The sequence below is a fragment of the Pyxidicoccus sp. MSG2 genome (assembly GCF_026626705.1).
Taxonomy (GTDB): Bacteria; Myxococcota; Myxococcia; order Myxococcales; family Myxococcaceae; genus Myxococcus.
On sequence record NZ_JAPNKC010000002.1, the window covers coordinates 71,221 to 85,027 of the forward strand.

12 protein-coding genes are annotated in these 13,807 nt (G+C 68.9%); 4 read left to right on the top strand and 8 right to left on the bottom strand.

What is annotated here, in order from left to right:
• Positions 1 to 60 precede the first annotated feature (60 nt).
• The 7 genes from OV427_RS50210 to OV427_RS50240 form a co-directional block, all read right to left on the bottom strand.
• Positions 61 to 462 (bottom strand): arsenate reductase ArsC, encoded by a 402-nt coding sequence (locus tag OV427_RS50210; RefSeq protein WP_267863669.1) that lies wholly within the window; start codon positions 460 to 462, stop codon positions 61 to 63.
• A complete protein-coding gene (locus OV427_RS50215; protein ID WP_267863670.1) occupies positions 459 to 986 on the bottom strand; it encodes an arsenate reductase ArsC in 528 nt (175 codons plus the stop codon). Before OV427_RS50215 ends, OV427_RS50210 begins: the two co-directional genes overlap by 4 nt.
• Complete coding sequence (arsB, locus tag OV427_RS50220) at positions 983 to 2,116, bottom strand: ACR3 family arsenite efflux transporter (RefSeq protein WP_267863671.1); 1,134 nt, start codon at positions 2,114 to 2,116, stop codon at positions 983 to 985. Before arsB ends, OV427_RS50215 begins: the two co-directional genes overlap by 4 nt.
• Before the next feature lie 18 nt (positions 2,117 to 2,134).
• The gene (locus OV427_RS50225) at positions 2,135 to 2,500 is read right to left on the bottom strand and encodes an ArsR/SmtB family transcription factor (protein WP_267863672.1); all 366 of its coding nucleotides are present in this window, start codon (positions 2,498 to 2,500) and stop codon (positions 2,135 to 2,137) included.
• Between the two features lie 282 nt (positions 2,501 to 2,782).
• The gene (locus OV427_RS50230) at positions 2,783 to 3,991 is read right to left on the bottom strand and encodes a copper oxidase (protein WP_324290085.1); all 1,209 of its coding nucleotides are present in this window, start codon (positions 3,989 to 3,991) and stop codon (positions 2,783 to 2,785) included.
• A 274-nt stretch (positions 3,992 to 4,265) separates the two neighbouring features.
• Positions 4,266 to 5,792 (bottom strand): TolC family protein, encoded by a 1,527-nt coding sequence (locus tag OV427_RS50235; RefSeq protein ID WP_267863673.1) that lies wholly within the window; start codon positions 5,790 to 5,792, stop codon positions 4,266 to 4,268.
• On the bottom strand, positions 5,789 to 6,208 hold the full coding sequence (locus OV427_RS50240) for a heavy metal-binding domain-containing protein (protein WP_267863674.1): 420 nt from the start codon (positions 6,206 to 6,208) through the stop codon (positions 5,789 to 5,791). The genes OV427_RS50235 and OV427_RS50240 overlap by 4 nt, the downstream gene beginning before the upstream one ends.
• A 407-nt stretch (positions 6,209 to 6,615) precedes the next feature.
• Between OV427_RS50240 and OV427_RS50245 the strand changes: the two genes are divergently transcribed.
• Positions 6,616 to 7,119: a cupredoxin domain-containing protein gene (locus OV427_RS50245; RefSeq protein ID WP_267863675.1), complete on the top strand. Its 504-nt coding sequence runs from the start codon at positions 6,616 to 6,618 to the stop codon at positions 7,117 to 7,119.
• A gap of 73 nt (positions 7,120 to 7,192) precedes the next feature.
• Here OV427_RS50245 and OV427_RS50250 read toward each other — a convergent pair whose 3' ends face one another.
• Positions 7,193 to 7,369, bottom strand: coding sequence for a hypothetical protein (locus tag OV427_RS50250; RefSeq protein WP_267863676.1), 177 nt, complete (start codon positions 7,367 to 7,369; stop codon positions 7,193 to 7,195).
• A gap of 182 nt (positions 7,370 to 7,551) precedes the next feature.
• Here OV427_RS50250 and OV427_RS50255 point away from each other — a divergent pair, with 182 nt between their 5' ends.
• From OV427_RS50255 to OV427_RS50265, 3 genes are read left to right on the top strand one after another with little or no spacing between them, the layout of a single operon-like run.
• On the top strand, positions 7,552 to 8,988 hold the full coding sequence (locus tag OV427_RS50255) for a TolC family protein (RefSeq protein WP_267863677.1): 1,437 nt from the start codon (positions 7,552 to 7,554) through the stop codon (positions 8,986 to 8,988).
• Positions 8,989 to 9,001: 13 nt separating this feature from the next.
• Positions 9,002 to 10,417, top strand: a complete 1,416-nt coding sequence (locus OV427_RS50260; protein ID WP_267863678.1) for an efflux RND transporter periplasmic adaptor subunit — start codon at positions 9,002 to 9,004, stop codon at positions 10,415 to 10,417.
• Between the two features lie 5 nt (positions 10,418 to 10,422).
• Positions 10,423 to 13,725 carry an efflux RND transporter permease subunit gene (locus OV427_RS50265; RefSeq protein ID WP_267863679.1) on the top strand — a complete coding sequence of 1,101 codons (3,303 nt, stop codon included), beginning with the start codon at positions 10,423 to 10,425 and terminating at the stop codon, positions 13,723 to 13,725.
• Positions 13,726 to 13,807: the final 82 nt, after the last annotated feature.

A 13,807-nucleotide genomic window follows, 5' to 3' on the forward strand; every position in this document is an offset into this window, starting at 1 on the left:
CTCCCGTGCGCCTCGCGCGGCGCTGGAGTGTCACGGGGTGTGGATGAAGGGTGGGCGTCCCTACCGGGCCCAGCCCTGCTGCTTCAGCAACTCCGAGACGCGGGTGCGGACGTCATCGCGAATCTCACGCACGCGCTCCACCGGCTTGCCTTTGGGGTCCTCGAGGGGCCAGTCACCGCGCTTCAACCCCGGCACGTACGGGCACGCATCGCCGCAGCCCATGGTGATGAGCCACTGGGCGTGCTGGGCCAGTTCGTCCGTGAGGCGCTGGGGCCTGGCGCCCGACAGGTCGATGCCCACCTCGGCCATGGCTGCCTGCACCTCGGGATGGACGCGCTCTCCTGGCTGGGTGCCCGCGGACACGGCGCGCGCCTTGGCCGGGTCGGCCAGGGCATTGAAGAAGGCGGCTGCCATCTGTGAGCGGCCAGCGTTGTGCACACAGGCGAAGATGACCGTATTCATCGGGAAGGCTCCCGGGGCAGTGGTGAAGGTGCGGGTTGCGGCTCACCGATGTCGCGGGTGAGCGCCGTCAGGCGCAGCCGGTCCAGCTTTTCGATGGGCAACGCGAGGAACAGCTCCAGCCTTCGGGAAATCTCCATGGCCACCTTCAGGAAGGCGGCCTCCTTCTCCAGCTCGCTGCCTTCCACCGCCGCCGGGTCGTCACTTCCCCAGTGCGCGATGACGGGCTGGTGCGGCCATACCGGGCAGGACTCGCGCGCCTTGTCGCAGACGGTGATGACGAAGTCGAAGCGCACATCCCGGAACTCGTCCCAGGACTTGCTGCGCGCGTCAGCGGCGGGGATGCGGAAGCGCTCGCGAAGCAACCGCAGGGCAAGGGGGTGGACCTGGCCGGTGGGTGCGGCCCCCGCGCTGTACACCTCGAAGCGCTCACCGCCGAGACGCTTGAGCAGAAACTCAGCCAGGATGCTCCGGGCGGAGTTGCCCGTGCAGAGGAACAGGACCTTGAAGGGGGCTCGCGTCGTCACGGGCGCACCTCACCTGGGCGGGACGCGGGCGCCTTGCCTTCGAAGCGGCGAGGCAGAACGGGCTCGCTGGCCGCTGGGAAGAGCCGGCGCTTGAGCCACAGCGAAAGGTACACGAGGGCGATGAGCGCGGGCACCTCGATGAGCGGACCGACCACGCCGGCCAGGGCTTCCCCCGAGGCCATGCCGAAGACGCCCACCGCCACCGCGATGGCCAATTCGAAGTTGTTGCCCGCCGCAGTGAAGGAGAGGGACGCCGTCTCCTCGTAGCTGAAGCCCAGTCGGCGCGAGAGGAAGAACGCGCTGGTGAACATGATGCCGAAGTAGACGAGCAGCGGAAGCGAGATGCGCACCACGTCCATCGGCAGGCGCGTAATCTTCTCCCCCTGCATCGCGAACATGAGGACGATGGTGTAGAGCAGCCCGAGCAGCGCGGTGGGCCCCAGGCGCGGCAGGAAGCGCTGCTCGTACCAGGCCTCACCCTTGAGCCGCGTGAGCCCGAGCCGCGTCAGCGCTCCGGCCACCAGCGGCACGCCCAGGAAGATGAGCACGCTCTTCGCGATGCTCCCCATGGACACGTCGAACGCCGCGACGTCCGCGCCGAACCAGCCCGGGACGACGGTGAGGAAAAGCCAGCCCAGCACCGAGTAGAAGAGAATCTGGAAGACGGAGTTGAGGGCCACCAGCACGGCGGCCACCTCGTTGCTGCCGCAGGCCAGCATGTTCCAGATGAGGACCATGGCGATGCAGCGCGCGAGGCCGATGAGGATGAGCCCGTTGCGGTAGTGCGGCAGGTCCGGCAGGAAGAGCCATGCCAGCGCGAACATCAGCACCGGCCCCACCACCCAGTTGAGCACCAGCGAGGTGGTGAAGAGCCTGCCGCGCGCGCGCAGCCTGCCCAGCTCGCCGTAGCGCACCTTGGCCAGCACCGGGTACATCATCCACAAGAGGCCGATGGCGATGGGCAGCGAGACGGTGTCCAGCTTCACCGTGTCCAGCCGCGCGCCCAGGTCCGGGAAGGCCCGGCCCAGCCCGATGCCCAGGCCCATGGCGGCGAAAATCCACACCGGCAGGAACCTGTCGATGAGGGAGAGCTTCTTGACGATGCTGTCAGGGGCAGTCGTGGCGGTCATGGGAAGGCTCTTGGGTGGCTACTTGCAAGCGTTGGGGCCCCGGCTCTTGAGGAGGCGCTCTACGTCCTCGCGGAGCACGTCCCTCTTGGAGAAGGCCGAGACGAGTGCCTTGAGCTGGACCTTGCACACTTCGTCCAGCTGCGGGGCCAGTTGGTAGTAGACCCAACTGCCGTCACGCCGGGCCTCGACGATGCCCGCGTTCTTCAGCACGGCGAGCTGTCGGGAGGTGTTCGACTGCGTCAGCTCGAGCGCGGATTCGAAGTGGCAGACGCACAGCTCCCCGTGGCTGAGGAGCGCGACGATGCGCAGACGGGTCTCATCCCCCAACGCCTTGAAGAGGCGCGAGGCGGAGCGGACATCCAGGGCGGAGATGACGGCGGGCATGACGGCATCACAATATGCAAATGTTCCGCTGCCGCAACGAGGGCCTCTGCAAACTTCCCGTGACAGCCCCGTGAAGCACGGCCGCATGGGCGGTGGCGATTCGAGTGTCGGCCCGGCCGGCTGGGTTTCAGCCTCGCAGGCAGGCCCCGGGGCTGTCGCTTTCATTCGGAGCCGGACGGGGGCTCCGAAGTGCTGCGGCCGGGGACGCACGGGCTTATGCCTGATGCATCACCCAACCCACATCTAGAGAGGGAGGGCCCCGTTCCCCCTCCCGGCCGGCGGTCAGCCTGATGCTCCAGGCTCGACCGGCGCTGGCGCATTCACGTCGATGCCGTCCCGGCGCAGCTCGTCCGGGCTCGCCGCCACCACCAGCGAGCCGGGCGGGTTGTCGTACCAGCCCGGGTTCTCGTAGCTCTCCAGCCTGTCGCGCACCTTGAGCACGGTGAACATGCCGCCCATGGTGATGTAGTCGTGCTTGCCCTGCCCCCCCACCATGGGAATGGAGTTGGGCGGGACGGGCATCCCCATCTCGCCCATCTCCGCCATGCCCGTCTGGCCCATGGTCATGTAGCCCGGCAGCAGCGTGCGCACCTTCGCGTCCAGCCCGCCCTGCTTCACGCCAATCATGTTGGGGAACTCGTGGCCCATCTGGTTCATCGTATGGTGGGTCATATGGCAGTGGAGGGCCCAGTCGCCGGGCTCGTCCGCCACGAACTCGATGGTGCGCGTGCTGCCCACCGGCACGAGCACCGTGGTCTCCGGCCACTGCCCGGCCTCGGGGATGCGCCCGCCATCCGTCTCGGTGATGCGGAACTGGTAGCCGTGCAGGTGGATGGGGTGGTGGTTCTGCGGGCTCAGGTTTCCCAGGCGGATGCGCACCCGCTCTCCCTTGCGCACCACGAGCGGCTCCGTGCCCGGGAATGCCCGCGCGTTCATGGTGAGCAGGTTGAAGTCCGTCATCTCGTTCGGATTGGGCCGGCGGGTGCCCACGTCGATGCGCCACTCGTGCAGCATGATGGCGAAGTCGCGGTCGATGCGGGGCCCCACGGGACGGCGCGGGTGGATGACGAACATCCCGCCCATGCCGAGGGCAATCTGCGTCATCTCGTCATGGTGCGAGTGGTACATGTTCGTACCCGACTGGCGCAGCGTGAATTCGTAGCGGAACGTCTCACCCGGAGCGATGGACTTCTGGTTGAGTCCGCCCACGCCATCCATACCGTTGGGCACCAGGATGCCGTGCCAGTGGACGGTGGTGGCCGCCGGCAGTCGGTTGGTGACGTAGACGCGCACCCGGTCACCCTCCACCACCTCGATGGTGGGGCCGTGCACCCGTCCGTTGTAGCCCCAGCAGAGGGCCTTCAACCCCGGGGCGAGCTCGTGGTCCACCTCCTCGGCCACCAGGTGGAAGACCTTCACGCCATCCACCACCTTCCACGGGAGCTTCGAGCCGTTGGGCACCACCACGGGCCGGTAGTCCCGGTTGGGCATTCCGGGGCGCTGCCAGTCCTGCTTCGCGTACCTCTGGCCGGTGTCAGCGGCGGAGCCCTCGCGTGGCCTGCGGGCCCCAGGAACATCTGACTGGGCGCGAGCCGCGGAGCCGCTCAACAGCAGCGCCCCTCCCGTGAGCGTGGCGCCCGCTGTCGCCAGCATGCTCCGCCGGGTCAGGGTTCCGGCAGCTCCCACCTCGGGGGTGTCTCCAGGGGAGGCCGTGCGTTCCGGAGTCCCGGGGGCTTCATCCTCGCAGCCCGGTGCGTGGCGGGTCTCAGTCGTGCGGGTGCTCATGGGGGCTCTCCGTGCCGTTGGCGGTGTCCTGTCCGTGCCCGGTGTGCGTCCCGGGCTGTGCTGGCTGCGAGGGTTGCGCGGGTTGTGTGGGCGGTCCGGGCTGCGCGGGGGATGGCGGCTGCGGCGGCCGCGTGGGCGAGGGCGTGGATTCCGCGCTGCCCTCCCGGAGCCGGCCACCCACGAGCTGCTCCAGGTCGGCCCGCGCCATCCAGTAGTCGCGGACGGCCTCGATGTAGCCCCGGTACGCCTCCACCTGCTCGCGCTTGGCCGAGAGCAACTGGAACAGGCCGATCTGCATGGCGTTGTACTGGAGCTGCGCCTGCTCGACGACCTTCTCACGCAGGGGCAGCACCACCCGCCGGTAGCGGTCCGCCACCAGGCGGAGCGACAGCAGCCGGGCGCGGGCGGCACGGACCTCCGAGCGGGTGTTGACGGACAGCTCCGTGAGCCGCCGCTCCCCCTGGCGGTGCTGGGCTTCCAGCCGGGCGATGAGGGCCTGGCGCTGGTCGAAGATGGGCAATTCCAGGGACAGGGTCGGACCGAAGAGCCTGGGGCCGTCCGCGTCCTGGTGCGTGTGGACGCCGACTTCCACGCGGCCGAAGAAGCGCGTACTCCGCGCCAGCTCCAGCGCGTTCCAGAGCAGGGCCACCTGCTTCCGGGCCGCATCGATGTCCAGCCGCTGGCGAATGGCGAGCGACTCCAAGTGCTCCAGCGAGGCCTCCTGGCCGTGCAACGGCGGGAGCTTCGCGGAGAGGGTCCACTGCGTGCGCGGACCCCATAGCCCCATGAGGCGGTTGAGGTGCTCCCGGGCCTCCACCAAGGCGAGCTCCTCCTCCGCCAGCTCGAGCCGGGCTCCCTCGGCGGCGGCCTGCTCACTCGCAAGGTCCAGCTCGGTGATGTTGCCTGCGGCGCGCAGCCGGACAGAGAAGTCCGCCGCCGACTCGGCCGCCTGGAGCGCCATGCGGCGCAGCTCCACGAGTTGCTGGAGGGCCTGCACCTGGCTGAAGGTCTTGCGCACCTCCGCCGCAGTGGCCAGCGCCTCATGCGCCACGCGCAGCGTGTCGGCCACGAACTGCTCCTGGGCGACGCGCTTGCGCAGCGGGAGCGTGAACAGGTCCACGAACTCCTGCACCAAGGAGACTTCGTGCTCGATGCCGCCGATGCCGGAGATGGGGAAGCCGATGCTCCCCTCCAACGTCGGGTTGGAGAGCAGCCCGGCCTGCACCATGTCGGCCTGCGAGACGCCCAGGTCCTCGTAGGTAGCCTGGAGCGCCGGATTGTTGAGCAGGGCCACCTCCACCGCATGGTCCGAGGTGAGGTCTTCCTTCAGGAGCGCGTCGAGATGGCGCGCAACCTCGGCGTCCTCCGGGGTGCCCTGGTTCCAGCGCGTCTTGCGGCCCAGCCGCTCCTCGACGAGCGCCGCCACCTCCGCGTGGCCACGCTCCTTCTGGATGGACGCGCAGCCGCCCGCCATCAGTGCCGCGCCAGCGAGTACGGCCAGCCTCACGGATGCCCTCCGTGTCCATGGTCATGGCCCGCGGGCGCGGAGCCGGGCTGCCCCGCGTCCGGGGTCTCCTCGCTCGAGGGCTTCTCCGGCACCAGCTTCATGCCGCACTTCGGGCAGGTGCCCGGCTTGCTGGACCGCACCTCCGGATGCATCGGACACGTGTAGACGGCGGCGCCGGCATCTGGAGCGGATGCCGAAGAAGAAGCACCGTGGTGGGCGTACCCCGCGCCTTGTGGCTCGTTGGCAGGCGCGGGCCCTTCAGGAGTGGGGGCCGCGAATGCGGTCGGCTGAGCAGCGGGCGGAGCCTCGGGGGCATCCGGATTCGACGGGTCTACCGAGGCGGGCAGCCTCTTTGGCTCGGAGACGCAGGCGGCGAAGGAAAGGATGCTCGCCAGCACACATAGGGTTCTGCGCATGGGGCTCCTCGGGGACTTGCCGGGATGGCAGCCAGGAAGTGGGCCCCCTATAGAGCAAGGCCCAGGCCAGCCTGCTCTCAGACCGAAGGGCCGTGCCGGGTGTGACTGGAGTCATCACACTGTTGGGGCGAAAGAGGGCCGCGAGGTTCACGGCCTCACGGCTCGCTGCCCTCGCGGAGGCCAGCCTGACGCTGGAATGGGCCTACACGAACGCAGCGGCGTCAGCACAGCCAGGAGCCGTGACGCTTCGATTGAACGCTCCGTTTCTACGTTCCATCTGTGACCGGGCCGGTTACAGGGAAACCCTCCTGGGCACTCTGACAAGGCGCTTCGTCCCGGTAACCCTGCATGAACAGACACGTTCAGCTCCCGGCACGCATTGTGCTCTAGCGGACCGTATCAACAGGATGCCGGACGTCCCCGAGGGCATCCTCTCCGGGAGCAACCAACCGATGAAGATGAGCCTGATGGGAGCCCTTGCCAGCCTCACCCTGATGGTCGCCACCCCGGCGGCTGCGTGTGCCGAGCACGCCAAGCAGTCCGAGCCCACCAAGCAGACCGAGCACGCCAAGCAGGCCGCGCACGGAGGCGCAGCCAGGACCGCGCCTGCGGAGAAGCCCGCTTCAGCCCCGACCGTCAAGAACGGCGTCCACACCGTCGAGCTCGCGGTGACGTCCAAGGGCTTCGAGCCTGCGAACGTGAAGGTGAAGGCGGGGCAGCCGGTCCGCATGGTGGTCACCCGCAAGACGGACAAGACGTGCGCCACGGAAATCGTCGTGGCCGATCTGGGCATCAACCAGCCGCTCCCCCTGGACACGCCGGTGACCGTGGAGTTCACCCCCAGCGAGTCGGGCACGCTGCGCTACGCCTGCGCGATGGACCACATCAGCGGGCTCGTCACCATCCAGTAGCCTGCCACGCCGTGGCGTGAGCCTCTCGCGGGCCACGCCGCGGCTGGCCGCCAGCGCGGCATGCAGTCGTCGGTCAGCCTCCGGAGTCGTCCCGCCCACCCGACTCCCGCGCCAGCAGCAGGATGTCCTCCTGGCGTTCGCGCACCGGCTCCGGCTGCTCCGAGACGACGTTGAGCTGGAAGAAGATGTCCTCCCGGAAGCCCCCCGCATCGTCGTGTCGCGCAGGTCGCGGTGTGATTCCAGTCGTCACACCGTGACGCCACGGGCCCCGGTTTCATCGAGTGCGCCAGCAAATGGAGCCCGTCGCTCCTCTGAGCTCCGCCTCACGCGCAGGGCACGGCGCATGGCACAGGCTCTGCAATCACCCTTGTCGTGCAATCAACTCTCAACATGTCCCAGCCAGCCCCCTCCCCTGTGTGGCGACGCGACTCGATGAGGCACGTTGCCCTCCTGCTGGCGCTGCTCTCTCCCGTGGCGGCGCTGGCTCAAGACGACGCTCGCACGCCGGCCACGCAAGCCACCTCCATACCGGCGCTGGTGACGGACCCGACGCTCTCGCAGCTCCTCACGGAAGCCCTCGAATCGCGCCCGGAGCTGCGCCAGGCCGAAGCACAGGTCCAGGCGGCCCAGGAGCGCGTCCCGCAGGCGGGTGCCCTACCGGACCCGGTCCTGCAACTGGGCATCCAGAACGACGGCTTTGGCGAGCTCATGATCGGCGAGATGGAGGGCAGCTACTACAGCATCATGGCCTCCCAGGCCGTGCCCTTCCCTGGCAAGCGTGCGCTGCGCACCGAGGTCGCACGCCTGGGGGCCAGGGCCGCGTCAACGCAAGTCCTGCGAGCGCGACTGTCCATCGAGGCCGAGGTGCGCCGGGGCTATCTCGACCTGCTGCTGACGCGCGAGCGGCTCGTGCTGCTGGACCGGCTCGAGGCGCTCTGGAAGCAGTCCGCCGAGACAGTCCGCATCCGCTACGAAGCCGGTGAGGGCGCCCAATCCGACCTGCTGCGCTCCCAGCTCGAGCTCAACCGGCTGCGCCAGCGCCGGCTGGCACTGAACGCCGAGGAGCGCACCCGCGTGCAGACCCTGAACCGGCTGAGTGGCCGGCCCCTCGATACGCCCCTGCCCACCACCCTGCGCGTGCGCGACCTGAGGGTGCCGGAGTTCGGTGACGCCGAATCAGCAACGAAGGACGCGCTCGAACGCAGCCCCGAACTGGCCCAGGCCCGCGTGACGGTGGAGCAGGCCGGCCGGCAGGTGGCGCTCGCGCGACGTGAGCGCCTGCCCGACTTCACCGTGAGCGCGGGAGTCATGCCCCGTGGCGGCGACTTCCCACCCATGTGGCAGGCCAATGTCGGCGTCACCCTGCCCATCTTCTCCGGGAGGAAGCAGAACCGAGCGGTGGCGGAGAGCAGCGCCAATGCCGAGGCCACCACCCGGGCCACGGAGGCCGTGGAGCAGGTGCTGCGGCTACGAGTGCTGGAGCGCCTCAACACCCTGGCCGCGCTGCGCGACACGGTGGCCCTCTTCCGCGGTGGCATCTTGATGCAGTCGGCAGCGACCGCCGAGAGCACCCTGACGCAGTACCGCGTCGGACGCGCCTCGTTCGCCTCGGTGCTGGAGGCCAACACCGGCATCATCCGCGACGAGGAGGAGTACCTGCGGACGCTCGTGGATGCGCAGCGCCTCGCCATCGCCCAGGCCGAGGTGAGCCTGGAGCCCGTCGGCTCCATCGCCGCTGGCGGCCTCGGCTCGGGCGGCATGCCCGGAGCGGGCAGCACCCCGTCGGCCTCCGCCCCCGCCGCCTCGTCTGGTGGCACTGCCGGCACCGCTCCCGCCGCCTCCTCCTCGTCTTCCATGTCCGGAATGTAGTTCTGGAGAACCCATGTCTCTTGAGAACCCATCGCCGTCCCCCTCGCGCCGCCGCTTCGGAGCCGCCGCGCTCGCCGCAGCAGCGCTGACCAGCGCCGTGCTGGGCGGAGGCGCCGTGCACCTGCTGGCCCACCAGGATGAGGCGCATGACGCCCACGCGTCGGCTCCCTCGGACAGCTCCACCCCATCCGCCTCCGAGCCAGCCGCTACGCGCTACCAGTGCCCGATGCACCCGAGCATCGTGCAGGACCACCCGGGCAAGTGCCCCATCTGCGGAATGGACCTGGTGGCGCTTGCGCCAGCTGCTCCCGGAGGCGAGGGAGCAGCGATGGTGCAGGGGCTGGCCCCCGTCACCATCGACTTCTCGCGCCAGCAGCTCATCGGCCTGCGCACCGCCCCGGTCACGGAGGGCAAGGTGGGGGGAACCTGGCGGACCAACGGCCGCGTGGCCATGGACGAGACCCGCGTGCGCCGCGTCAACGTGAAGGTCGCCGGCTTCGTCGAGCGCGTGCACGCGGACTTCACCGGCAAGCCGGTGCGCCAAGGCGAGCCGCTCCTCTCCCTCTACAGTCCCGAGCTGCTCGCCGCTCAGGAGGAGTACCTGCTGGCCCTGCGCACCCGCCAGGCCCTGGGCGAAGCAGGGGGAATGGCCACGGACGGCGACACGCTGGTCGCGGCGGCCCGACGCAAGCTGCTGCTGTGGGACGTGCCCCCGACCGCCCTGGAGCGGCTTGCCCGCACGGGCGAGGCCACCCGCACCCTCACCCTGGTGTCGCCCATCTCGGGCGTCATCACCAAGAAGGACGTCGTGGAGGGAGCGCGCCTGGAGATGGGCGCCACGCCTTACGAGATCGTCGACCTGTCGCGCGTGTGGGTGCTCGCGGACGTGTACGAGAGCGAGCTGCGCCACGTGAAGGTGGGCATGCCCGCCAACCTCCAGCTCAAGGCCTTCCCCAACCGGGTGTTCGCCGGGAAGGTGGCCTTCCTCGACCCGGTGATGGACGCGGCCACGCGCACCGTCAAGGTGCGCCTGGAGTTCCCCAACCCCGACGGCGACCTGCGTCCCGAAATGTTCGGTGAGGTGGTGCTCCGCGGCACGACGCGGGACGCGCTGAAGGTTCCCTCCGACGCGGTCGTCCCCACCGGCACCACCCAGGTCGTCTTCGTGGCGCTCGGCGACGGGCGCTTCCAGCCCCGTGAGGTCCGCCTGGGCGAGTCGGATGGAAAGAGCGTGGAGGTGACGTCGGGCCTGAAGGCCGGCGACCAGGTCGTCACCGGCGCCAACTTCCTCGTCGACTCCGAGTCGCGCCTGCGTGCATCGCTGGCCGCGCTGGCCGCTCCCTCATCAGGGAGCGACACGGCAGCGCCTCCCCCCTCCTCGCCTCCGGCGAGTGCTCCCCCAGCCGCCTCCGGCCACGGAGGCCACTGAAGCCCATGATTCGCGCCATCATCCGATTCTCGGCGGAGAACAAGTACCTGGTCATCGCGGCCACCGTGGTGGCGCTCATCGGCGCCTGGTGGACCATGCGGAACATGCCGCTGGACGCGCTGCCGGACCTGTCCGACACCCAGGTCATCGTCTACGGGCGGTGGGACCGCAGCCCCGACATCATCGAGGACCAGGTCACCTACCCCATCACCACTGCACTGCTTGGCGCTCCGAAGGTCAAGGCGGTGCGCGGCTTCAGCGACTTCGGCTTCAGCTACGTGTACGTCATCTTCGAGGATGGCACGGACATGTACTGGGCCCGCACGCGGGTGCTCGAGTACCTGTCGAAGATAACGGCCCAGCTCCCGCAGGACGTGAAGGTGGAGCTGGGCCCGGACGCCACCAGCGTGGGCTGGGTGTTCCAGTACGCGCTGGTGGACAAGAGCGGCAAGCACCGGCTTGACGAGCTGCGCTCCTACCAGGACTGGTTCCTGCGGTATCAGATTCAAAGCGTGCCCGGCGTCTCCGAGGTGGCCACCGTGGGCGGACAGGTGCGCCAGTACCAGGTGACCGTCAATCCCAACACCCTCGCCAGCTATGGGCTGTCGCTGGACGCTGTGGTGCGCGCGGTGCGCCAGGGCAACAACGACGTGGGTGGACGGCTCGTGGAGGTGGCCGGGCGCGAGTACATGGTCCGTGGCCGAGGCTACGTGAAGAACGTGGAGGACATCGAGAAGCTCGTCCTCAAGGCTCAGGGTGGGACGACTGTCACCATCAAGGACGTGGCCAGCGTGACGCTGGGCCCCGAACTGCGCCGCGGCGTGGCCGACCTGGACGGTGAGGGAGACGTCGTGGGCGGCATCGTGGTGATGCGACAGGGGGAGAACGCCCTCAACGTCATCAAGCGCGTCAAGGCGAAGCTGGAGGAGCTCAAGCCGTCGCTGCCCGAAGGCGTGGAGGTCGTCACCACCTATGACCGCTCGGACCTCATCGAGCGCGCCATCGATACGGTGTCACACAAGATGGTGGAAGAAATCATCATCGTCTCCCTCATCATCCTCCTCTTCCTGTGGCACGCGCCCTCCGCCCTCGTGCCCATCGTCACGATTCCCGTGTCGGTGGCGCTGGCCTTCATCCCCATGTACGCGATGGGGCTGAACGCCAACCTCATGTCGCTGGCCGGCATCGCCATCTCCATCGGCGTGCTCGTGGACGGCGCCATCGTCGAGGTGGAGAACGCGTACAACAAAATCCACCACTGGATTAAGGACGGGAAGAAAGGCGACTTCCACCAGGTGCGCCTGGAAGCGCTGATGGAGGTGGGGCCGGGCGTCTTCTTCAGCCTGCTCGTCATCGCCGTGGCCTTCATGCCCATCTTCACGCTGGTGGACCAGGAGGGCCGCCTCTTCCGCCCGCTGGCGTACTCGAAGAACCTGGCCATGGCCATCGCCGCGCTGCTGGCCATCACCCTGGACCCCGCGATGCGGATGCTCTTCGCGCGAGTGGAGCCCTTCCGCTTCCGCCCGAGATTCCTGGCGTCGGTGGCGACCACGGCCCTGGTGGGCAAGTACTACTCGGAGGAGCGGCACCCCATCAGCCGGCTGATGCACCGGCTCTACGAAGGCCCCTGCCGCTTCGTCGTGCGCCACGCCAAGGCCACCATCGCCGTGAGCGTGCTGCTGGTCGCCACCACCATCCCCGTGTACCTGCACCTGGGTAGCGAGTTCATGCCACCGCTCAACGAGGGCACCATCCTCTACATGCCCTCGGCGGTGGAGCCCGGCATGTCCGTCGCCGAGGCGCAGCGCGTGCTGCAAGTGCAGGACAAGCTGCTCATGCGATTCCCAGAGGTGGAGCGCGTCTTCGGCAAGGCCGGCCGCGCCAACACCTCCACCGACCCCGCCCCCTTCACCATGATGGAGACGACGGTGCTGCTGCGCCCCGAGTCCCAGTGGCGTGAGGTGCCGCGCTGGTACAGCAACTGGGCTCCCGAATGGCTGAAGAGCGTCCTGCGCCCCTTCTGGCGTGACCACATCACCCAGGCGCAGCTGGAGTCGGAGATGAACGCCGCGCTCCAACTGCCGGGCATCTCCAACGCGTGGACCATGCCCATCAAGGGCCGCCTGGACATGCTGTCCACCGGCATCCGCACGCCCGTGGGCATCAAGATCATGGGCGCGGACCTCGCCACCGTGGAGCGCATCGCTCGCGAGACGGAGGCCGCGGTGGCGAAGGTGGAGGGCACCCGAAGCGCGTTCGCTGAGCGCGTGGCGGGCGGCTACTTCCTGGACTTCGTCCTCAATCGTGACGAGCTCGCCCGCTACGGCCTGAGCGTGGACGACGCGAACATGATGGTGATGACCGCGGTGGGCGGCGACAACCAGTCCACCACTGTGGAGGGGCGTGAGCGCTACGGCATCAACGTGCGCTACGCGCGGGACTACCGCGAGGACCTCCAGGCGCTCAAGCGCGTGCTGCTGCCCCTTCCCGGCGGCCAGGGCCAGATTCCCATGGAGGCCATCGCGGACGTGGTGCTCGAGCACGGCCCCTCGATGATTCGCAACGAGAACGGCATGCTCACCGGCTACGTCTACGTGGACTTCGACACCTCGAAGTACGACGTGGGCGGCTTCGTGGAACGCGCCAAGGAGGCGGTGGCCGCGGGCGTGAAGGTGCCCGCCGGCTATTCCATGACGTGGAGCGGGCAGTACGAGAACATGCTGCGCGTCCGGGAGCGGCTCCAGCTCGTCATCCCGCTCACGCTCGTGCTCATCTTCGGGCTGCTGTACATGAACACGAAGTCGGCCTTCAAGGCGGGCCTCGTCATGCTGGCGGTGCCCTTCTCCGCCATCGGCGCGGTGTGGCTGCTGTGGGCGCTCGACTACAACATCTCCATCGCGGTGTGGGTGGGCATGATTGCGCTGATGGGCCTGGACGCGGAGACGGGCGCCTTCATGCTGCTCTTCCTGGACCTCTCCCACGACGAGGCGAAGAAGCGCGGGATGCTTCGCACCGAAGGTGACCTGGTGGAGGCCATCATCCACGGGGCCGTGAAGCGGGTGCGGCCCAAGGCGATGACGGTCATGGCGGCGATGCTGGGCCTGCTCCCCATCATGTGGTCCACCGGAACGGGCGCGGACGTGATGAAGCGCATCGCGGCTCCCATGGTGGGCGGCCTCGTCACCAGCTTCCTGCTGGAGCTGCTCGTCTACCCGGCGGTCTACTTCCTCTGGAAGCGCCGCGAGGTGGTGCCGGGGCCGGCAACCCCCGAGGCCGAAGTCGCTGGCGCCGCCGCCCTCCCCGCCTGACGCCGTCTGTCGAGTGCGGTCAGGCCATGCCACCTCGGGTGGCCCGGCGCACACCCCGCCCGCTCACGGAAGCGGAGCGAGG

Coding starts and splice junctions, on each gene's coding strand:
- OV427_RS50230 (WP_324290085.1), bottom strand. CDS start 3,991: ATGCCCAACCGGGACTACCGGCCCGTGGTGGTGCCCAACGGCTCGAAG.
- arsB (WP_267863671.1), bottom strand. CDS start 2,116: ATGACCGCCACGACTGCCCCTGACAGCATCGTCAAGAAGCTCTCCCTC.
- OV427_RS50210 (WP_267863669.1), bottom strand. CDS start 462: ATGAATACGGTCATCTTCGCCTGTGTGCACAACGCTGGCCGCTCACAG.
- OV427_RS50240 (WP_267863674.1), bottom strand. CDS start 6,208: ATGCGCAGAACCCTATGTGTGCTGGCGAGCATCCTTTCCTTCGCCGCC.
- OV427_RS50245 (WP_267863675.1), top strand. CDS start 6,616: ATGCCGGACGTCCCCGAGGGCATCCTCTCCGGGAGCAACCAACCGATG.
- OV427_RS50225 (WP_267863672.1), bottom strand. CDS start 2,500: ATGCCCGCCGTCATCTCCGCCCTGGATGTCCGCTCCGCCTCGCGCCTC.
- OV427_RS50265 (WP_267863679.1), top strand. CDS start 10,423: ATGATTCGCGCCATCATCCGATTCTCGGCGGAGAACAAGTACCTGGTC.
- OV427_RS50255 (WP_267863677.1), top strand. CDS start 7,552: ATGAGGCACGTTGCCCTCCTGCTGGCGCTGCTCTCTCCCGTGGCGGCG.
- OV427_RS50260 (WP_267863678.1), top strand. CDS start 9,002: ATGTCTCTTGAGAACCCATCGCCGTCCCCCTCGCGCCGCCGCTTCGGA.